16 protein-coding genes are annotated in these 20,520 nt (G+C 53.0%); 6 read left to right on the top strand and 10 right to left on the bottom strand.

What is annotated here, in order from left to right; translation table 11 throughout:
* Window positions 1-28: 28 nt before the first annotated feature.
* Together trpE and SOJ49_RS04560 are read right to left on the bottom strand one after the other, a co-directional pair.
* On the bottom strand, window positions 29-1,513 hold the full coding sequence (gene trpE, locus SOJ49_RS04565; protein WP_369857050.1) for an anthranilate synthase component I: 1,485 nt from the start codon (window positions 1,511-1,513) through the stop codon (window positions 29-31).
* 225 nt (window positions 1,514-1,738) lie between these two features.
* On the bottom strand, window positions 1,739-2,416 hold the full coding sequence (locus tag SOJ49_RS04560; protein ID WP_369857049.1) for an HAD family hydrolase: 678 nt from the start codon (window positions 2,414-2,416) through the stop codon (window positions 1,739-1,741).
* A gap of 456 nt (window positions 2,417-2,872) precedes the next feature.
* Here SOJ49_RS04560 and SOJ49_RS04555 point away from each other — a divergent pair, with 456 nt between their 5' ends.
* Complete coding sequence (locus SOJ49_RS04555) at window positions 2,873-3,235, top strand: HPF/RaiA family ribosome-associated protein (protein WP_369857048.1); 363 nt, start codon at window positions 2,873-2,875, stop codon at window positions 3,233-3,235.
* A gap of 211 nt (window positions 3,236-3,446) precedes the next feature.
* Here the strand turns inward: SOJ49_RS04555 and SOJ49_RS04550 are convergent, their stop codons facing one another.
* The 3 genes from SOJ49_RS04550 to SOJ49_RS04540 form a co-directional block, all read right to left on the bottom strand.
* Complete coding sequence (locus SOJ49_RS04550; RefSeq protein ID WP_369857047.1) at window positions 3,447-5,252, bottom strand: acyl-CoA dehydrogenase C-terminal domain-containing protein; 1,806 nt, start codon at window positions 5,250-5,252, stop codon at window positions 3,447-3,449.
* Window positions 5,253-5,662: 410 nt separating this feature from the next.
* Entirely contained in the window at window positions 5,663-5,923 is a 261-nt protein-coding gene (locus tag SOJ49_RS04545) for a hypothetical protein (protein WP_369857046.1), read from the bottom strand.
* A 206-nt stretch (window positions 5,924-6,129) separates the two neighbouring features.
* Window positions 6,130-6,276 (bottom strand): hypothetical protein, encoded by a 147-nt coding sequence (locus tag SOJ49_RS04540; RefSeq protein ID WP_369857045.1) that lies wholly within the window; start codon window positions 6,274-6,276, stop codon window positions 6,130-6,132.
* Between the two features lie 337 nt (window positions 6,277-6,613).
* On the opposite strand from SOJ49_RS04540, the gene SOJ49_RS04535 reads away from it, so the two are divergent.
* The 3 genes from SOJ49_RS04535 to SOJ49_RS04525 all read left to right on the top strand — a co-directional run bounded on the left by SOJ49_RS04535 (window position 6,614) and on the right by SOJ49_RS04525 (window position 8,947).
* The gene (locus SOJ49_RS04535) at window positions 6,614-7,381 is read left to right on the top strand and encodes a ComF family protein (protein ID WP_369857044.1); all 768 of its coding nucleotides are present in this window, start codon (window positions 6,614-6,616) and stop codon (window positions 7,379-7,381) included.
* 30 nt (window positions 7,382-7,411) lie between these two features.
* Window positions 7,412-8,392 carry a serine/threonine protein kinase gene (locus SOJ49_RS04530; RefSeq protein ID WP_369857043.1) on the top strand — a complete coding sequence of 327 codons (981 nt, stop codon included), beginning with the start codon at window positions 7,412-7,414 and terminating at the stop codon, window positions 8,390-8,392.
* 69 nt (window positions 8,393-8,461) lie between these two features.
* Entirely contained in the window at window positions 8,462-8,947 is a 486-nt protein-coding gene (locus SOJ49_RS04525; protein WP_369857042.1) for an outer membrane beta-barrel protein, read from the top strand.
* Window positions 8,948-9,072: 125 nt separating this feature from the next.
* Here the strand turns inward: SOJ49_RS04525 and SOJ49_RS04520 are convergent, their stop codons facing one another.
* From SOJ49_RS04520 to purU, 4 genes are all read right to left on the bottom strand, one after another.
* A complete protein-coding gene (locus tag SOJ49_RS04520; protein WP_369857041.1) occupies window positions 9,073-10,434 on the bottom strand; it encodes a DUF1329 domain-containing protein in 1,362 nt (453 codons plus the stop codon).
* Window positions 10,435-10,467: 33 nt separating this feature from the next.
* The gene (locus SOJ49_RS04515; protein WP_369857040.1) at window positions 10,468-12,342 is read right to left on the bottom strand and encodes a DUF1302 domain-containing protein; all 1,875 of its coding nucleotides are present in this window, start codon (window positions 12,340-12,342) and stop codon (window positions 10,468-10,470) included.
* A gap of 40 nt (window positions 12,343-12,382) precedes the next feature.
* On the bottom strand, window positions 12,383-15,205 hold the full coding sequence (locus SOJ49_RS04510; protein ID WP_369857039.1) for a hypothetical protein: 2,823 nt from the start codon (window positions 15,203-15,205) through the stop codon (window positions 12,383-12,385).
* A gap of 200 nt (window positions 15,206-15,405) precedes the next feature.
* Window positions 15,406-16,257 carry a formyltetrahydrofolate deformylase gene (purU, locus tag SOJ49_RS04505; protein WP_369857038.1) on the bottom strand — a complete coding sequence of 284 codons (852 nt, stop codon included), beginning with the start codon at window positions 16,255-16,257 and terminating at the stop codon, window positions 15,406-15,408.
* Window positions 16,258-16,474: 217 nt separating this feature from the next.
* Between purU and SOJ49_RS04500 the strand changes: the two genes are divergently transcribed.
* Together SOJ49_RS04500 and ppnN are read left to right on the top strand one after the other, a co-directional pair.
* A complete protein-coding gene (locus tag SOJ49_RS04500; protein ID WP_369857037.1) occupies window positions 16,475-17,089 on the top strand; it encodes a CBS domain-containing protein in 615 nt (204 codons plus the stop codon).
* A gap of 171 nt (window positions 17,090-17,260) precedes the next feature.
* Window positions 17,261-18,631 (top strand): nucleotide 5'-monophosphate nucleosidase PpnN, encoded by a 1,371-nt coding sequence (gene ppnN / locus SOJ49_RS04495; RefSeq protein ID WP_369857036.1) that lies wholly within the window; start codon window positions 17,261-17,263, stop codon window positions 18,629-18,631.
* Window positions 18,632-18,696: 65 nt separating this feature from the next.
* Here ppnN and SOJ49_RS04490 read toward each other — a convergent pair whose 3' ends face one another.
* On the bottom strand, window positions 18,697-20,502 hold the full coding sequence (locus SOJ49_RS04490; protein ID WP_369857035.1) for a hypothetical protein: 1,806 nt from the start codon (window positions 20,500-20,502) through the stop codon (window positions 18,697-18,699).
* Window positions 20,503-20,520 lie beyond the last annotated feature (18 nt).

The raw sequence follows: 20,520 nt of genomic DNA, 5'->3' as shown, positions 1-20,520 counted from the left end.
GGAAGATGGCGGCCTGTCTGGCAGGCCGTTATTGATCCAGCCCGGCTTCCGCCAGAGCAACGGCACGGAACATGGCCCGGCCCTTGTTCAGGGTTTCCTGCCACTCCATTTCCGGAATTGAATCGGCCACAATCCCGGCTCCTGCCTGAATATTCAGCACACCGTCCTTGATAACAGCGGTACGAATCGCAATAGCGGTATCCATATTGCCGTTCCAGCTCAAATAGCCCACCGCGCCGCCGTACACACCCCGTTTGGTTGTTTCCAGTTCATCAATGATTTCCATTGCCCGGATTTTCGGCGCGCCACTCAAGGTTCCCGCCGGATGCACGGCCCTCAGAACGTCCATCGCGGTTGTACCGTCTTTTACCTGGCCGGTGACATTGGAAACGATGTGCATCACATGACTGTAATGCTCCACCACCATTCTGTCGGTCAGTTCCACCTTGCCAGTCTGCGCCACCCGGCCAACATCATTACGCCCGAGGTCGATCAGCATCAGATGTTCTGCTATCTCTTTTGGATCAGCCAGCAGCTCCTGCTCCAGTGCCAGATCCTCTGCGGCGGTATGGCCCCGTTTGCGCGTTCCGGCAATCGGCCGTACGGTGACTTCACCGTCTTCAAGGCGCGCCAGAATCTCTGGCGAAGAACCGACAACATGAAAATCATCCAGATGCAGACAATACATATAAGGTGACGGGTTCAGTGTTCTCAACGCGCGATAGATATTGACCGGATCGCCCGCAAACGGAATCTGCATACGCTGGGATATCACACACTGCATAATGTCCCCGGCCAGGATGTAATCCTTGATGGCAGACACCGCCGAGCGGAACTCGTCTGCACCAAACACTGAGCGGAAATCATCTTCAACCACCTGACGTGGCTGCACCAATGGCTGACCCACCTCTCCCTGGTAAGGCTGACGCAGCTGTTCGCGCAACTGTTCAATACGCCGTTCGGCAATAGTCAGAGCATCCTGCTGCTGTGGATCAGCCAGTACAATGAGGTGCAAGGTGCCACTCAAGTTATCGAATACCACCACCTCTTCTGACACCATCAACAGAATGTCCGGAGTATTCAATTCATCGACAGGGCAACCCTTTTCCAGCCGGGGTTCAATATAACGTACGGTATCGTAACCAAAATAGCCGACCAGCCCGCCCTGAAAACGCGGCAAGCCGGGCAAATCCGGTACCTTGTAACTTTGCTGTAATTCGCTGACATATTGCAACGGGTCACGCACTTCCAGCTCGCTGACCACTTCGCCATCTTCCAGCCGTACCACCCGATGCCCCGACACCTTGATGATATGTCGTGCGGGCAAGCCGATCATCGAATATCGACCCCATTTTTCTCCACCCTGAACCGATTCGAACAAGTAGGAATAAGGGCGATTGGCCAATTTCAGGTAGGTACTGAGAGGAGTGTCGATATCAGCCAGAACCTGGCGCGACACAGGAATACGGTTATAGCCCTGGGCAACCAGCGTTTCAAATTCTTGCGGAGTCATAATAGGAACCTGAGTGTGATTAAACGCAATAGCGGATGCATCCTTCCATGTAATACAGAGGTGATGCAGGAAATCAGGCGTTTATCACCATCGACGGGCGAGCAGTTGGCCTTGTTGCTGAGGACGATCCAGAGGGTAGAACACCACGGGCTCCATAGTCGTGATTTAATCGAACAGAGATCATACCAGAAGGCCAATCTCCGGCAAGCCTTGCGGCGGTTGATTTCAGTTTTTGAGGGGACGCCAGTCCAGACAAGGCCAGCTTCTTAATTCCGCCGCGTCACGCAAACGGGCATTCGGATTCAATACTACAGGCTGGGCCACTTTTTCCAGTAAGGGCAAATCGGCATGGCTGTCGGTATAAAATGCGGCATCTGCAAATTTCAAACCCCGTTCTCGCAAAAAGGTTCGGGCCAAACCCACCTTGCCACTGCCGTAGCACAGTGGTCGCTGCAAGCCGACAATACGATCATCAACCACCTTGAGGCGGTTACTGATCACATGGGTGATACCCAATGCATCAGCGTAGGCCCGAGCCACATAATCATCGGCACCCGTAATCATCACCAGCTCGACACCCTGGCTCTGATAGGCATATAGCAGCGATGCCGCCTGCGGATAAATATGCAGATGGCCACGCTCCTCAAAAAACTGCGCCACCCGCTGCTGATACACCGATAAAGCCATGCCACGGGCACGGGTTTTGTAATAATTCGATAATCGCCAGTGAGTCACCCGCCCTTTTTTATAGGCGCGATACAGCGAGGCCAAAGCCAGAGTCGCCTCAACCAGCGCCCAACGCTCACGGCGAACCCGCCATTTGATCCAGAGGCTATTGGCATCCTTGTTAATCAGTGAGTCGTCGAGATCAAAAAAAACGACTTTTACCTTGTATACCTGCATGACACTCTGCCCACAATGCGTCCATTCAGACTAACATGCATTCAAATCCTTCCCAATGCGAATTCGTCGCGTCAACTCACTGTTGCATTCAGACTCAAAAGTTCCGCCAAAAAAACATAAAAATGTTACATCCAGATGATTGACCTTGTGACAAGTTGATGTAGTCTGAAGACATCAGGGAGCAACAGAAACGCCTGATCGCAACCCGGTAAAAGGTATTTTCCGGTTGCAGTTTTTTGTTATCAAGCTATTGTTTTATAAAGGTTTTCAAGACTACCGTAACGTGAAGGAGGGTAAAAATACCGATCCAGGCGCACTCGGCAAGATCCAGAAACCGGTCTGTATACCTATACGGATCTGCCCTTTAGCAAGTGCGTAATGACAACTGCGCCAACGCGCAGACGTCCGCCGGATTCCCCGGCGTAGCCTCATGCTTATTTTAACCAAGGAGCATTTATGAAAGGTCTGGCAATCAGTTTTCGTGACATCGAACATTCAGATGGGATAGAAACGTCTATCCGCGAGAAAGCCACCAAACTTACTTCCACCTTTGATGACATCACCGGTATTCGTGCTGTTGTCGCCATGCCGCACAACCATAGCTATAAAGGCCGACTGGCTCATGTGTCACTGGAAGTGGGATTACCTGGTGAAACGGTAGCAATCACTCACGACAACCACGATAACTCTGACCACGAAGATATGTATGTGGCCGTCAGGGATGCGTTCGAGAAGGCCCAACGCAAGATCCGCAAGATTCATGAAAAGCGGGTAGATCGTAACCGTCGAGCAACAACTGTTGTCGCCCAAGCCACCTGAACACCCCAGATATAATGGCAACTGAAGCTGAATTTACCGCTTAAGCCACTACAAAAAAGCCGCTGACATCAGCGGCTTTTTTGTGTTTTCTACTCTGGCTGGCACAAACAACCGGTAAAGAAAAAGGCCACTCCAAAGAGTGGCCTCTGCTCTTACCTCTTGTCCGGATCAAACCTGACCCGGAGCATAATCAGCATTGAGTGAGCATTTACTAGAATGCAAAGTGCTCTACATCCAGATCCATCACGCTCGCAGCACCGGCAGTCATGGTAGCTGCGTGCATACGGGTACGTGGCAGAATACGCGTAAAGTAGAAACGTGCGGTCGTCAGCTTGGCTTTGTAGAACGCTTCTTCTGACGTACCCGCTGCCAGTTTTTCCTGCGCAACCTTGGCCATTCTGGCCCAGAAATACCCCAGTACCATATAGCCGGAATACATCAGGTAATCGACCGAAGCGGCACCGACTTCATCGCGGTTTTTCATGGCGCTCATCCCAATTTTCATGGTCAGGTCGCCCCACTCCTTGTTAGCTTCCACCAAAGGTTTGATCATTTTCGACAGTTCTTTATTGCCAGACTCGGCCTTGCAGAACTTGTGCACCATCTTGGTGAACGTCCGCAGGCTGGCACCCTGGGTCATCAGAACTTTACGTCCTAACAGATCCAGTGCCTGAATACCCGTTGTGCCTTCATAAATAGTGGCAATACGGGTATCTCGCGCCAGCTGTTCCATGCCCCATTCAGCAATATAACCGTGGCCGCCATACACCTGCATACCCAGGTTGGTGGCTTCACAACCGGCTTCGGTCAGGAAGGCTTTGGCAATCGGCGTCAGGAAGCTCAACAGCTCTTCCGCTTCTTTGCGTTCGGCTGCGGTGGCGGCTTTTTTAACGATGTCGTTTTGCTGCGAGGCAAAGTACACCAGTGCCCGGCCCGCTTCGTTCAGCGACTTCTGGGTCAGCAGCATACGGCGCACATCCGGGTGAACAATAATCGGATCGGCGGCTTTCTCAGGTGCTTTCGGGCCAGTTAGTGAACGCATGGCCAGACGCTCTTTGGCGTATGCCAACGCGCCCTGGAACGATGCTTCCATCGCCGATGAACCCTGCAACGCGGTACCGATACGGGCGGTATTCATAAAGGTGAACATGCAGTTCAGACCCTTGTTTTCCGGCCCAATCAGCCAGCCTTTGGCACCGTCGAAGTTCATGACACAAGTGGCATTACCATGAATGCCCATTTTGTGTTCCAGTGAACCACACTCTACCGCGTTACCATTACCCAGGCTGCCATCTGCATTTGGCATCACCTTGGGCACAATAAACAGGGAAATACCTTTAGTGCCTTCAGGTGCACCAGGCAGCCGCGCCAGTACGATGTGGATGATGTTTTCGGCCATGTCGTGGTCACCGGCAGAAATAAAGATTTTGGTGCCAGTGATGGAGTAGCTGCCATCGGCATTGGGCTCAGCCTTGGCTTTCAGGATGCCCAGATCAGAACCGCAATGGGGTTCAGTCAGACACATGGTGCCGGTCCATTCGCCCGATACCAGTTTGGTCAGGTAGGTGTTTTTCTGTTCGGCAGTACCGTGCTGGTCAATAGTGTTCATGGCTCCGTGCGACAGACCGGGATACATGCCCCAGGACCAGTTGGACGAACCGACCATTTCCGAAATAACGATTCCCAGCGATTCAGGCAAACCCTGACCGCCAAATTCTTCTTCGTGAGACAGCGATGGCCAGCCACCTTCAACAAATTTGGCATAGGCTTCTTTGAAACCGGTCGGTGTGGTCACGGAACCGTCTTCATTACGCTTGCAGCCTTCGATATCACCCACACGATTCAAGGGTGCCAGTTCCTGTTCACAAAAACGGGCGCCTTCAGCAATGATGGCGTCCACCATGTCTGGAGTCGCTACTTCGGCGTAGGCAGGAATGCTGGCGTAATGGGACGGCATATCCAGCAGCTCGTCCATAACGAATTTAATTTCACGCAGGGGGGCTTTGTATTCTGGCATTGCGGATACCTCGTCGCCTTACTGTTTGGGTCGCCTGATGGGCGTTATCTGTTATTAGTCTAGCGTCTGACAGCTAAAACGGTGAATGTCAGCGCAGGCTGTCGAATGAGTGTATCTGAACACACTTTCAAACAACTGTTTGAAACATACGTTCGCCTTACAATTCTGTCAAGCAAAAGCGTGCAATAACCCTTATCAACCCCGAAACCCACGACAAGGCAGCAACCTCCTCTTTTTTAAAACGCCAGCACCAGAGTCGATTGCCCCTGACCCTGAGGCCTGTGACTTCCAGCACGGCGTTATTCGTCACTTATTGAGCCGGTTAATAAATGACCGATTTGAGCCTGTTTTTAACACTGCTGTGGCAACGCAGATAGAAAATCAACAGCCTCTAGAAGCACAAACCGGATTCAGACTTGGGTATCCAGCAAGTATCCTATTTGAGCGCTCTGCGCTTCTATCAGCTTACCGGCGGCGCTCACCAGTTGCTTGCCCTGTTGCATATCCACCAACGCTTCGGTCACACCGCCCGTTTCTTCAATCGGACGCTGGGACATGGAGCCTGCCACTTGCTGCGCCGCCACGGTGACACGCTGTTCGGCATCACTGACCATATGGGTCGCCTGAGTGCTCACCGTCATGGCCGAGCCGGAAGTAGAACCTATATTCATTTAACCACTCCTTACTGTATCAATAGGGTTCATCTAAAAATGTAGCGCGCGATGAAAGGCCAAGGCAAAAATCGACGAAAGCGCAGTTTATGAGTGATAAATAAGCATTTTGAGTCGATTTTTAACGCCGTGATTGTGAGCGCGGTAATGTATAGGGGACATCTATTTAATCCGGTGCTCACTCTGGGCTAGCGGATGGTGTCGAATCACGAAGCCAACTTGCAGGCCTGACGGGTCAAGTCAAACGTCGGCGACACAGAGTCGAGATCATCCGACAGCCCCCGCAGGGCGCGGGTTGCCGCCGTCCAGTGCGGTGTTGACGAATGTGAAAAGGACGCGTCATTTCGCTGCATTCGCCGCCTTGCCCTGAACAACGGCAACACTCGCGCAGAGCCGTGCAGGATTCAATAGATGTTCCCTATAGATGTGCCCAAATAGCTAACTACGGATACAAACAGGATAGTCGCCGCACATGCGAACCAGCCTGCAGATTTGTCGTAACGGTGTTTCAGGCTACGCTTCTGTACAAAATTCCAACACTTTATTCGGTAACATCAGGCTACCAAATGTAATCCACTGGGTGTTATTAGCAGATTGACCCAAGATCGACATCCAAGCAGGATACGTCGGGTATTCATACGCAAAAACGGATCAGGGAAGACAATGGCAAGACGCCTCAGGTTGAATCTGTTGAATACGCTTCAGGTATCAAAACACCAGTCGGCGGTGCAGCTGTCAGACTTTCGTTGTGAATGGTGCCTGACCACAGTCAGCAACAGTGTCAGCGGATTTTTGTGCCACCACTGCGAGACTATCTTGCGTGCTCCCTACCCGGCGTGCAGCCAATGTGGCGAACTATTAAACTCCACTGAACGCCGTTGTCAGCATTGTCAGCAAACGCCACCCGCATTCGACTACACTCTGGCGTTTCTGCCCTACCAAACACCCGTTAGTTATTGGTTGCGTCAGGCGAAAGACCGCCGCCGCTACGAATGGCTGTTACGTCTGGGCTACTGGATGGCTCGCTATCCCCCCGCCGCCATCAACCAGGTGGACGCGTTTGCCTATGTACCTTCAGGTTGGCAGAAACGCCTCTGGCGCGGCTTTAATCCCGCTCGGATTATCTGTGAACAACTGGCAGCAATGCACCACAAACCGATAGTACACAAAGCGCTGCGCCGTCGTGGCAGTACGCCGCAACGGGGCCAACAACGCCAGTCCCGATTACTGCAGGCCAGACAACAGTTTGCCAGCGGCCAGCAAGCGCTGGACGGCTTGCACCTGCTGCTGATTGACGATGTGCTCACTACCGGTGCAACGGCAGATGCCACAGCAGCGCTGCTGAAACAGCAAGGTGCCAGTATTGTCGGTGTCTGGGCGCTGGCACGGACGCCGCCTCCCGGAATGCCGATACCAATGCCACAGCATGGATGTGGGTTGCCTGAGAGTCAGGCATAATCGCCTGTCGAATCCAGGTGAGGCCCGATCATGTCTGCACATCCCTACGCTAACCTGACCCCGGAACGGGTGATGGATGCCATTGAGTCAGTGGGCTATCTCTGTGACGCCAGGGTATTCCCGCTCAACAGTTATGAAAATCGGGTGTACCAGGTCGGTATCGAAGAAGGCGAGCCGCTGATCGCCAAGTTCTATCGCCCTGATCGCTGGAGTCGCGCTGCGATTCTGGAAGAGCACAAGTTTATGTTTGATCTGGTCGAGGAAGAAATCCCCGTCGTTGCACCGATCCAGATTGATGGCGAAAGTCTGTTCTATAGCGAACCCTTTATGTTTGCGCTGTTTCCGCGCCGTGGCGGCCATGCACCGGAACTGTCATCCAATGCCGATCTGGAATTGTTGGGGCGTTGGTTGGCACGCTTGCATCAGGTTGGTAGCTGGGAGTCCTTTGAACATCGGCCGGTCATTCTTGGCGCACAGGATCTGGCCCAGGCCGCCGAGACGGTGCTGAGCTCTGGCCATATGCCCAGCGACTACCACGCAGTGTATGCCAGTATCTGGCCACAGCTGGTGCAAAGCCTTGAGCAGCAAATGTCATCCCGTCCTTTCCGTACCATTCGGGTACATGGCGACCTGCACCCTGGCAACCTGCTTTTGCGTTATGAACAACTGTGGATGGTCGACTTTGATGATTGTGTACAAGGCCCGGCCATGCAGGATATCTGGATGCTGCTGAGTGGTGCACGGGACGAACAATTGTCTCAGCTGGACGTCATCCGCAACGGTTATGAAATGTTCCGCCCCTTCCCCTATACGGAACTTTCACTGGTCGAGTGCCTCCGAACCATACGTGTTATGAAGCATGCTGCCTGGCTTTGCCAGCGTTGGGACGATCCGGCTTTCCCTATCGCCTTTCCCTGGTTTGACAGCCATCGCTTCTGGTCAGAGCACATTCTGACTTTGAGAGAACAACAGGCGGCACTGCAACAAGAACCACTGGTACTGTTTGCCTGAGCCTTTTGGGCAGCAGTGCACCCGTTTTATATATCTAACATGCGTTAAGGAACTGCTATGACTCGATCGATGACATCTTCTCTCCTGCTGACCACTCTGCTCTGCACCGGTACTGCAGCACATGCCGATGAAATGGATACCAGCAAGCTCTATTTGGGCGGCAGTTTTTCCTACAACACCATCGACTCCCCATTTGGTGGTGGCAGTGCCGATGCAACCGGTGTCCAGGGCTTTGCTGGCTATGAAATGGCGACTCTTGAAGGGGGAATTCATACCAGCGTTGAACTGGGTATCAGCCAGACCGGTGACTTCGACCACACCGATGAAAGCATCAGTGGCTTGTGGCTCGCTGCCGTCGCCGAAAAAGACCTGCCAGAGATCAGCCCCAACCTGTCACTGCTTGGCCGGGTTGGACTGGATGTGGGTGACGACGACGGCATACTGACCGGTGTGGGTGTTGGTTATCGGCTTAACCGCCAACTGCAATTACGTGGGGAATTTGTTAACAAGGATGCGTCCAACCAATACCTCGCCAGTTTGCTCATCAAACTCTGATATTGGCACCGGCATCTGGACACACAGCCGGAATATACAGTCTGAACAGACAATGAGATCGCAATAAAAAACCGGCCATCGCCGGTTTTTTATTGCGCTTTTATTAACTGCAACAACAAGCAGAATCAGCGTCGCCCTGAACGACGCAACGCCGAGGTGGTGTAGTCACTGGACGAGCGCTCTGCGCCAAAGACGTACGAACCGTCCTCTTCATTATCCAGACCCAACGCCAGGTAACGGCCAGAGGTCAGGTCGTAGAGTACTTCCAGGCCGTACCATGGCACCGTAGCATTGTAGTACATCACCTCATGGCCTTCCGCCACACGCCACAGCAATCCACGGCCATCATAATGATCAATGACCGATGCCTGCCAGGTATCTTCATCTATATAAAACACCCGTTTGGCATAAACATGGCGCATGCCATCTTTCAGGGTCGCTTCCACCTTCCAGACGCGGTGTAATTCGTAACGGGCAAGATCCTGGTTAATATGGCCAGGCTTGACGATGTCATCGTACTTCAGTGTGTCAGACTTCAGCTTGTAGCTGTTATACGGAATATACATATCCTGCTTGCCAATCAGCTTCCACTCGTAGCGATCGGGTGCACCATTGTACATATCGAAGTTATCCGAAGTACGCATGCCGTCGGACGCTGTGCCAGGGCTGTCGTAGGCAATGGTCGGTGCCCGGCGAACCTTGCGTGAACCGGCATTGTAGATCCACGCCTTGCGCGGTTCTTTTACCTGATCCAGGGTTTCATGCACCAGCAGTACGTTACCGGCCAGACGGGCCGGAGACAGTACATCCTGTTTGAAATAGAACAACACGTTGTCGTCCTGACCCGGCGTGTAGTCGGTCAGCTTGTCACTGAAAGTGAACTCTTCCTGAAAACGGACCAGCGTGTAGTCACCACTCGCCTGGGGTGTTACCTGGCCGATAGTACGTTCGACACTGCCGCCGCGATAACGGACGATATGGTTCCAAATCACTTCCAGGCCCGTTTTGGGCATGGGAAAGGGAGTACCGTCGACGTAGTTCTCCAGACCGTTGCCACCATCAACCAGTTTGGTCGCCGTCGCATTACTGGCCGTCACATCGTAGATGCTGCGAGGATACGCAGCGGTACGATGAGAGGGATAGACCGGCATACGGTAACTGTCCGGGTATTTTTCAAACATGGCTTTTTGGCCAGCCGACATTTTGTCGGCATATTGTTTGTAGTTACTGCTATTGATCACAAACAGCGGCTTTTCGTCAGCAAACGGATCAACCAGCTTACCACCACTGACGTATCCAGCCGGAGCCTGCGTCAGGCCACCGGTCCAGGCGGGAATATCACCCGACCCGGCCTTGTTGGCACCCATAGGGGTCAGCTCATTACCCAATTTAGCAGCTTCTGCGGCCGTCACTGCAGCCTCGGCAGACAGCCCGAGCAGCGAAAGCATCAGTGCACTGCCCAGCACACGTATCGTCGATTTGATCATTCTGTGTTCCTCGCTTGTTCCACTGTCTGCCAATTAAAATGAATAGGATGCAGACAGACTGATGTTGTCGCGGTCTTTAATCTGGTTGTAATCACCGCCGGTGTAATTGGTATAGCTCACATCGACCGATGTCTTGTTCAGATACACAAAGCGCATGGCCAAACCGGTGGTCAGGCGGTTATCAATAAACTGGGCACCGGGTTCTGGGCCATTACCCTTGTCATAGGCAAGCGACACAATCGGGGTGATGTTGACCCCTGCCAGCGCATTGTTGTAGTCGAATGACATACGCAAACGCACACCGCCAGAAAGCCGGGTAACGTAGCCGTCATCGGTACAATTGGCAGCATGCACGTTTTTACCACTATTTGCTTCATTAGTGCCTGGTACGGTGTCGGCGGTACAGAAGTTGGTATCCCCTGCAGCGCTATAAACGCCATCGTTGTTACCAATACCGTAAGCGCCCGAGCGACCGTAACGAGCATCGTCCGTATCTGGCAGATCCGGGATAAAGCTCACACCCAGTTCACCCACCAAAGCGGCACGGTCTGAACCAAGGATACGATCAAAGAACGCAATATAGGTAGTTTGTGCCTGCCACATATCGAACTGATCGTAGCCAACGGCCAGTTCACCCGATAAATCAGCCGGGTTACCGCCAGCTTCGGCCAGACGCTGCTGATACATACGGCTATAGGGAGCAGCGTTACCGGCCAGCAGCAGCTCAAACGCATTCCACTGCAAGGGCATATCCGGGCGATAACTGATTTCTCCAGATACCGAGGCGCCGCCTTCTGTTGCCGTCGCAAAACTTAATCCCATCACCTGAATATCTTCAGGATAAGCAATCTGGTAGAGCGGATAATTGCTCTCGTAGGTGGCATTGGCATTGTAGTAACTGCTGTCAGACTTGTTCACCACCACGCCGTTGATAAACGGCAAACGGCTGTGAATATTCATGTAGTAGGCACCAAATTCCGTGTCACCCAACGCTTCGGAATACCAACGTAATGCCAGACCATATTGGCCGGAATCTCTGGGTTCATCGTCAGACAATCGTTCCGCCACCGGTGCAACCCGTTCAGACAGGGGCTGATTGTCCGCCACTTCCTGATCTCGGGCTGCCAGGATATCCAGCTCACTGGAGCTACCTCCCAAGATCACCGGGCCACAGCCGTCGGCAACAAAATCGGACGAAGAGAAGAAGGTGCCGCATGGATCAGTCCGGGTCTTTTCCCACTGCAGCTGATAGAAGGCTTCCATCGACAGATCCGGGGTCAGGCCGACCGAGGTGTACAGCATGTTGACGGGCAACAAACCTTCTTTCAGCTCTGCCCCAGGTTTACGGAACGCCGAGGCATCCACCGGATTAATGCTGTTGATACCGCCCTGAATAAAAGTGCTTTCACCCCAGCTTAATACCTGACGTCCCAGACGTACCGAGAGCGGTGTCTCGCCAATATCAAAATCACCCCAGACATACGCATCCAGCAAGTCATAACCACGACCCGCAGCATCCTTGGTTTCATTACTGAGTGCCTTGAAATCCGTATCGTCATTCATGATGGCATCGTCATAAAATGCCCGAACCCGGAAAAAACCGCCGTAATTTTGATAGGTCATTTCCAGATCGGATGTCCATTTTATCACTCGGGTATAGACATCACCCTTGCCGTAGTTCTGTGTGCCGTCGTCATAATTGTACGAAGAACCCGTCGCATCGTTGCCCGAGGCCGCGCCATTACCAGGCATAATCTGATACGCACCAGGTTCCTGTAGTCGCCAGCCGATACCGGCACTGACGGTGTTGTCCAGCCGCATATCGATCGCGCCAACAGCAAACTCGGTTGCCTGAACAGAAGTGGCTGCAAGAGCCGAAATGGCCAGAGCCAGTGGAAGCTTTTTCATCGCGTGCCCGCCTGTATTCTTATTATTCATGGTCGCCCCTTTACTCTGCCGCTGCTTCAACAATACCAGCGCCACCATCGACCAGAGTCGGTGCTGCCGGATCGTTAAACAGGCTCACAATGTGGTTGGCGATAACACCAAAGGTCGCAGCCGTTTCCGCAGTCGCATCGCTTGTATCCGGTACCGCCATCGAGATATGACTGCTCAAATCCGCATTGAGGCGCAAGGCAACCTGCACCGGATGAGTGGCCGACAAATCGGACGAGGTATCCACCAGCGTCGCACTCAGAACATCAATCAACGGTTCGGTACCCGATAACGGGGCATCATCAACCGTATTCGGAATAACGTGATCACCCACCGCCTCAATCAGGGTATAAGGCGTACCAGTGGCTGCCAGCTGTTTAACGTAGTTGATCGGGTCAGAGGCATCCACGGTCGCCTGATACACATACATCAGTGACTCATAGTCCGAGCCGCCCTGAGTGAGGTTAAAGCTGTCGGGATCTGTCAGTCCTGCCACGATTGTCGGGCCATAGGCATCGGAATGTTCAAGCATTTTTGCCAACCCACCACCAGGAACACCAAAAGCGGCAGCCTGCACCGGATTCAAGGCACTGTTACCTGTGGCATTGGCCGCCAGCGTATTGGCGTTATTGATCGCCACAAATTCGGTACCGACAATGGCACCCAACGAAATACCGGCAAAATAGATCTTGCTGGCATCAAAATCCGGCGCACTGTTCAACACGCCGTTACCGTCACCATCGATATCCATAAACGGAATCGACGCATTCAGGTTGAGTAAATCCATCACTGCCTGACGGGTGTTATCGCGCGTGGTCTGGAAGCGCACAAAGTTAATGTAAAGCGAACCGGAGACATTCGCGGCAGCATCCGTTGCGCTGACCGCTGTTGGTGCTACGCCATTGGCGGTCAGCCCAAAGTGGCGCTGACTGTAAGTTTGGGCCGTAACAATCTCCGTCACCTTGGCCAGCAACGCGGCCGTGCCCTCGCTCTGCCCCAATGCGTACAAACTGGTTGCACTGTTCTCGCTGTGTTCGCTGCCCTCAACAATCGCCAGGGCCGGTACTGCCGCAAATTCGGCCCCCAGCATGGCGGACAGATCCACCGTATCGGTTGGCATCACCCCGTGTAGCGGCAGGTCAATGGCGACCGTGGCATAACAGTTCTGGGCGAACTGGTCTGCCAGCGGCAAGGTATCCAGGCGCTGGGAGCGTAAACCGTGTTGATAAATCACCACTGGCCAGCCGGCCGCCGGTTTGACGCAACTGGAAACCGGCTCAACCACCAGTACCGGTGCTGACACGGTGCCCTGGGCTGCGGCAAACGGGAACAAATCGGTGACGTTTTCAGAAGGTGCCGCATAAGCCGCCGCCGTTGTGGCATCGGCTCCCAGCGCCAACTGAATATTGCTGATCACATCGGCATCAGACACCCACTGTGAAGTAATCACATTGGCGGCTGTCAGCTGTTTCAGCAAACAGTCAGAGTCCGTTGCACTCGACGGTGTACAGCCATAACCGGCGGCCGGACTCTCACCACTGTAGGCACCCTCTGGCGCGCTGTGATAATACGGCAGTTCAATACGGCCACTGCGGAATGTCGACTGCAAACCAGCCGCCAACAAGGCTGAAGGAACTGACGCACTGGTGCTGAAATCCGTTTTGCGCGGTGCCGGTGTCGGCAAGGTAGCCAACAGGGTATTGCCCTGAATCAGCGCCGTAGCGGTCGCGGTATCACCACTGGCCATCATGGTGACGGTCGCCATTTGAGTGCTGGCATCGTCGGTGGTGGTGTTGAGATAATTCTGCACCACCGCTGGAATATCCTTGTTGCTCAAGGCACTGTTGACGTTACCGGGGGCGGCCATGGCATTCATCACGGCCGTTGAACCGCCGGTGGTAAAGGTGTAGGCAAGCGCAACATGAACATCGCTGCGCTGCAGTACACCGCCGACAAAACCTTCCGCCAGTTGCTGCCAGCCTTCTACCGCTGACTTGGCAGATTCAAGAGCGTCCGTATAGGCTTCCAGATCCGGATCAGACAGGTACTTGTATTGCGTCGAGGCATCAATCTGATTGCCATTGGCGCCCAGCAGGCTGTCGAGCACCACCACCAGATAACGGGTGCTTTCCAGTAGCGGCTCAGTTGGGCTGATACGAAGTACGTTGTTACTGAGGTTGCCATCGGTGTAACTCACCACCTCGGCACGAATAGCAGGCATGCTCAGGTATTGAAACGGCGCTGCAGAGTCCAGAGAACCCAGTTTGGCTCCACCCTCATAGTTCAGTGGCACCAGATAGACCGAGCCAGCGGCAACGTCAGTCGACAACTCACCATCAAAGGCAATATCAAACGGCGCCGTAACAGAAAAACCATCCAGATCGTTAATGGCATCGTAGACCGGGTTGTAATCAGGGTTGATATCACCCGTCGCCGACAGCGGAGCGATGTCTTTGCCCGCAGCATAATACAGAGTGCCATCCACATCGGTGGCATCGACGGCGGAGCCATCGGTATTAGTCGGGTAGGTTTTGAACAGAAAATCGATATTTAACGGTAATTCTGACGTAGCAGGATTAAACATCGGAGAAACAAAAGTATCCTGATTTTCCCCACTACCGGCGAGCACCGAGGTTTGATCGACTTCACTATTGCCATCCACACTGCTGATGTTGCAGCCAACCAAGCCCGCGGTTGCTGCCGCAATGGCCAGACCGAGAAACGTCTTGTTAACCATATTGCTACCTGTCGTATTGTTGTTATTAGTACTGTGAATGGATAAGGAGGCATCCATAGCCACAGCTATGAGAGGAATATAGTCTGCCAAAGCGCTCATACTCATCCCTCCAAAGTATGAATCCACCGAGAATGGCCATTGCTTTTGTTAAGTTCTGTAACAAGCAAATCTACCCGTGTGCACGCCAAACCGCCTCGGCACCAGCTACTATCAAAAGTCTAGACAACAAACCGGCATTCAGAAAGAAATCAGGCAGGCCTGTGGCCTGCCTGATAAAGCATGAAGTGAGCAGCGGGGGGTCAGAACACGATGGTCTTGTTACCATGCAGCAGTACCCGATCTTCCAGATGGCTACGCACGCCGCGCGCCAACACCATTTTTTCCACGTCCTTGCCCAGCCGTACCATATCGTCCACGGTGTCGTTATGGCTGATCCGAATAACATCCTGGTCGATGATAGGGCCCGCATCCAATTCCTGGGTCACGTAATGACAGGTGGCACCGATCAACTTCACCCCACGATCGGCCGCCTGGTGATAAGGCCGCGCGCCTACAAACGACGGCAAAAAACTGTGATGAATATTGATTACCTGACCGATATACCGCGCACATAACTCTGGCGGCAAAATTTGCATATAACGCGCCAGTACGATGGTATCGGCCTTGTGTTCTTCCACGATCGCATTCACCCTGCGAAAATGTTCCGCCTTGTTGTCTTTATCAACCGGCACATGAAAAAACGGGATACCGTGCCACTCCACCAGCGAGCGCAAGGTGTCGTGATTGGAAATCACACAGGGGATATCACACATCAGTTCCTGGCTGTGCCAGCGGTGCAACAAATCGACCAGGCAGTGGCTGCCCTTACTCGCCATCAGAATGACTTTTTTTGCGCTGCCGGAGTCATTGATGTGCCAGTCCATATCGAACTCGGTGGCAATCTCCGCAAAACGACGGCGCAGCTCGTCAATCTCGAAAGGCAGCGACTCCGCCCGAATACAGTGGCGCATAAAGAACCGGCCGGTGGCCGCATCTGAATAATGGTTGGCCTCGACAATCCAGCCACCCAAGCCGGAAAAAAACTGCCCCACCCGAGCGACGATTCCGACCCGATCTGGACAAGAAATCGTCAATCGATACACACGTTCCATAAGAATTCTGCCTGTTACCACGCTATGCTTAAAAATGTCTTGAACGGTTGTCAGAGCGAAGCGCACCAACAGCAGTACAAGCTGTTCGTTTGCCGCGCATCGACAGATAATATTTAACGCTGCCGGAAACCGTCTTGGTGAACCCATCATTAAAGGTACGCTGAGTTTAACCGCTAATCCGCTCATTGTATGTGCCTGGCAACAGACGGAGAGCATCATGGCCATTATCAGTTTTGATATGGGGCAGCGAGTCATCACCCCGGAGCAACCAACAGCCCGCAAGGTTGAGCGTACCGGAGCCATCAGCCCGGCCAGCGCACTCCACCAGCATACCGGCAGCGAAACAACACCAGCGGGGCATAACCCACCCCGCAACCCCGCGATCCACCGCTATCAGCAACAGGCTCGACAACAAGACAACACTCCCCGCCCGGTGCTGTACGTAGCCGAGCTGATGACCGTTTCGCCCACCACTCTGCCAGCAACAGCCACCCTTGAAGAAGCCTGGTTATGCCTGCGCGAGCACCCCTTTCGCCACTTGCCGGTCGTTACAGAACAACGGATTCAAGGGCTGCTCTCCGACCGGGACCTGCTCACTTACTACGCCTCACCCGACCAACATCAATCCACGGCAACACTGATGTCGATCGCCAGCCGTCCGGTGATGTGTGTCGAAGCTCATACCGACATTCGCCAGGCTGCAGCGCTGCTGTGCGAACAGCATATTGGCTGCTTACCCGTCGTTGAACATGAGCTGATCACCGGCATTCTGACCCGTAGCGACTGTCTGAGAGCGCTCAGTCGTTACCCCGAAATCACCCTCTGGGTCTGACGGTTAATGCTTCGACACTGCACGTCCTGGCAAATGCAGCCATCAATGACCCGCCCAATAATCGCACTCAGATTCCTTAACTCCGATGGCTTACATGCTGTTATTGCTGCAGTTTTTTTACCCGCAGCCTATAGTGATCAATACGACCGACGGCAGGAAATGACCACATCCATGAACAGCTATGAACTGATTCACCCCAAAACCCATCTGCGCGTACTGTCGCGCTACGAAATACAACAGTTACGAGACGTCAGCAGTCAGGCTCACGACCTGGTACGGCGCTGCTGCTACGCGGTATTGAGTGCCGGCAGCCAGAACGACAGCTATGTTGAAATAGAAGAAGCCTATCAGCCGTTCGATATCCACTTTGAACAAGAAGATCGGGGACTGGTATTACGACTGATCAACCCCCCGGCCAGCGCCTTTGTCGACAACGAAATTATTCGCGGTGTACGGGAGCAATTATTTTCTGTACTGCGGGATGTTCTCTACGCCCAGGATTCCATTATCAAAGCCCAGCGCTTTGACTTGAACAACAGCGAAGACATCACCAACGCCATTTTTCACCTGCTACGTAATGCCGATGTATTACGGGCGGATCAGCTACCCAATCTGGCGGTATGTTGGGGAGGCCATTCTATTCCACGCAGCGAATACAAATACTGCAAGGAAGTCGGCTATCACCTCGGTCTGCGCGGGTTGGATATCGGTACCGGCTGTGGCCCCGGCGCGATGAAAGGTCCCATGAAAGGGGCCACCATCGGCCACGCCAAGCAACACAACCGCAACGGCCGTTATATTGGCATTACCGAACCCGGTATTATCGCCACCGAGGCCCCAAACCCCATCGTCAACGAACTGGTGATTTTGCCAGACATTGAAAAACGCCTGGAAGCCTTTGTGCGCATGGCGCACGGCATTGTTATTTTTCCTGGCGGGCCGGGGACTGCCGAGGAACTGCTCTACCTGCTGGGGATTCTCACCCACCCGGATAACGCTACCCTGCCGTTTCCGGTCATCATTACCGGACCAAAAGAGACAGAAGACTATCTGCAAGCGATCGACCGCTTTATCGGAACCACATTAGGCGCAAAAGCCCAGGCTCGTTACCAACTGATTATTGATGACCCACAAGCGGTCGCCCAGGCAATCAAAACCGGGATCCACGGCGTCAAGATCTGGCGGCAACAGCAAAAAGATGCCTACTTTTTTAACTGGTCATTACATATCGAAGCAGACTTCCAACACCCGTTCGATCCGACCCACGAAGCCATGGCAGCACTCAACCTGTCGCTAAAAGCACCAGGACACCAGCTGGCCGCCGACTTGCGCCGTGCCTTTTCCGGCATTGTTGCAGGTAACGTAAAAGCAGACGGCATCAAGCGGGTACAGGAGCATGGCCCGTATCTGTTGAATGGTGATCCGCAAATTATGGCCGAGATGGACGCCCTGCTGGCTCGCATGGTGGCTAACGGGCGTATGAAGATAACAGGGGAGTATACTCCCTGCTACCGTATTTCAAGTCGGGGAGTCTTGGAGTAAGTCGAACCCGTACCTGCCTTTCAAACACCAAGCAGGTACGGGCGTATTGCAGCCACCGTCGTGCTTCAGTAGTGACTGAGTATTTCCGTGATACCCGTCTTCTGATCGACTTCAACTTCATCGTACACGTTCGTCAAGGGTGTGATCACCGCTTCGCGGCCCAGATTAAAACTCTGCTCTTTAACGATCACCCGATAAGCTTTATTTAACTTCAATGCTCGCTCAGCCGAAGGCATTAACAGATAGCTGATATCGTCAGAAATTTTGGCAAATTCTGCGGCAACAGGGTTACCCTCGGAATCAAAGAATTTCGCTAACACTTCGTCGTTGGTGCGGAATTCATTACCGGTTGGGTTATGTGCCAGGTAATAGGCAAACTCGCCAGCACCGTCTTCACGCTTCAGGTCTGCAACCCCCGAGAAACCCTTCTCCAGCCAGTGATACCAGCCCTGACGAAAGCTGTTTTGGGTATCAAACTTGCGTTCGAATGAAAGAACCGTGTCGTTGTGTGCACCAATAAAGCCATGACAACCCAGGCAAAACGCGTTTTCTTCGTACGTTTGCGGACGCAGTTGCCCGGCATCATCTTCAATAAAGCCTTGATACAGCCAACCATGCGAAGCGTAAACACCTACTTCCATGTTGCCGAAGATGGTTTTGGTACGACTCGGGAAATCGTGACGCTCCTTGATTTCCTTGTTCACGATTTCGCGCAGGTCGTAATAGGTGCGCCAGCCCATCTTGCGGCTATAACGCAGTTCCTTCATACGAGCCGCCATGCCGGTATTGCCAGTGGCCTCGTTGATATCCAGGTAACGCACACTATGCAGAAATTCGGTACCTTCCGGGAACAAACGCGCAGCCAGATGAATATCACCTTTTTCCAGTTGCGATTTGGCCACCCCCACGTAAGTCATATATCGGCCGTCATTCGGGGCCCAATCGTAGGTAATTTGAGTTGCAGTGCCCAATACACCATTGTTATCCAGATCGACACCAAAACGCGTTTCATCGGTGGCATCAATCATGACATCTTGTTCTTTCAGCAGCGCTTCGACAATGGCCAGGTTGATCTTGTAGGTCTCCAGGTCAAAGGTTCCTGTCGTCAGTTGCTGGAAAGCTTCCGGCAGTCTGATCATCACATCGTCTGTTGAGCCATTGGTGGGCATAAAGGTGCCCAGGAACGGGTAGTAAGCATAAACGCGCCAGCCGCTGTACTGTCCATCCGGGGCAATATCAAAGCCCTGCTCATTAAAATCAAACCAGGCATCCGGGGAATAACCCTCCCATTTGCCATCACCATTACGATCCCATTCGGCAGGAGGGTTGGCGAGTTTTGCTGCGAGAATGATGCCGCCATTGTCAGCGCGGTAGTTATCCTCGCGAACGTATCGCAGAATGTCGTCGTCTGAAATCGCCGCTATATCATTCGTGCGATCCTTACGGATATTGGCCCAACGATTCACTACACCACTCTCTGGAAAAGCGTACGCTTCCTGTACGTCAGTATCGTTGAGATAGTTGGGGCGTTTACTCTCACCATGACACGCATAACAGGGGTTGGATACTTCCCCATTTTCCTTGACCGGATTGGTGTAACACTGAGGCGGGATATAAGGCGTCGGACTCTCGGAAACATCTCTGGTGATATCGGTCAGAGTGCCGTAAGCCAGATTGGTAGCAACAGGATTCGTCGTCTCTTGTTGATTATTATCACTGCTGCTATCCGGGGAACTACTATCTTCAGTCTGGTTTTCATCATGTTCACTGGCATCCGAGTTACTGTCAGCTGTATGAGAAGATCCACTGTTATCAAAACAGGCGGACAAAACCAAAGGAACCAGCAGTAGGCAAATTCGGAATGTGTTCATTTAACAATACCTTTAAAA

This window comes from Candidatus Thalassolituus haligoni, assembly GCF_041222825.1.
GTDB classification, from domain to species: Bacteria; Pseudomonadota; Gammaproteobacteria; order Pseudomonadales; family Oceanobacteraceae; genus Oceanobacter; species Oceanobacter antarcticus.
This window is presented reverse-complemented; position numbering and strand designations above follow the sequence as displayed.

Excerpts from the sequence above, each read along its gene's own strand:
- trpE (WP_369857050.1), bottom strand. The coding sequence starts at position 1,513 with ATGACTCCGCAAGAATTTGAAACGCTGGTTGCCCAGGGCTATAACCGT.
- SOJ49_RS04560 (WP_369857049.1), bottom strand. The coding sequence starts at position 2,416 with ATGCAGGTATACAAGGTAAAAGTCGTTTTTTTTGATCTCGACGACTCA.
- SOJ49_RS04555 (WP_369857048.1), top strand. The coding sequence starts at position 2,873 with ATGAAAGGTCTGGCAATCAGTTTTCGTGACATCGAACATTCAGATGGG.
- SOJ49_RS04550 (WP_369857047.1), bottom strand. The coding sequence starts at position 5,252 with ATGCCAGAATACAAAGCCCCCCTGCGTGAAATTAAATTCGTTATGGAC.
- SOJ49_RS04545 (WP_369857046.1), bottom strand. The coding sequence starts at position 5,923 with ATGAATATAGGTTCTACTTCCGGCTCGGCCATGACGGTGAGCACTCAG.
- SOJ49_RS04540 (WP_369857045.1), bottom strand. The coding sequence starts at position 6,276 with ATGCAGCGAAATGACGCGTCCTTTTCACATTCGTCAACACCGCACTGG.
- SOJ49_RS04530 (WP_369857043.1), top strand. The coding sequence starts at position 7,412 with ATGTCTGCACATCCCTACGCTAACCTGACCCCGGAACGGGTGATGGAT.
- SOJ49_RS04525 (WP_369857042.1), top strand. The coding sequence starts at position 8,462 with ATGACATCTTCTCTCCTGCTGACCACTCTGCTCTGCACCGGTACTGCA.
- SOJ49_RS04520 (WP_369857041.1), bottom strand. The coding sequence starts at position 10,434 with ATGATCAAATCGACGATACGTGTGCTGGGCAGTGCACTGATGCTTTCG.
- SOJ49_RS04515 (WP_369857040.1), bottom strand. The coding sequence starts at position 12,342 with ATGAAAAAGCTTCCACTGGCTCTGGCCATTTCGGCTCTTGCAGCCACT.
- SOJ49_RS04510 (WP_369857039.1), bottom strand. The coding sequence starts at position 15,205 with ATGAGCGCTTTGGCAGACTATATTCCTCTCATAGCTGTGGCTATGGAT.
- purU (WP_369857038.1), bottom strand. The coding sequence starts at position 16,257 with ATGGAACGTGTGTATCGATTGACGATTTCTTGTCCAGATCGGGTCGGA.
- SOJ49_RS04500 (WP_369857037.1), top strand. The coding sequence starts at position 16,475 with ATGGCCATTATCAGTTTTGATATGGGGCAGCGAGTCATCACCCCGGAG.
- ppnN (WP_369857036.1), top strand. The coding sequence starts at position 17,261 with ATGAACAGCTATGAACTGATTCACCCCAAAACCCATCTGCGCGTACTG.
- SOJ49_RS04490 (WP_369857035.1), bottom strand. The coding sequence starts at position 20,502 with ATGAACACATTCCGAATTTGCCTACTGCTGGTTCCTTTGGTTTTGTCC.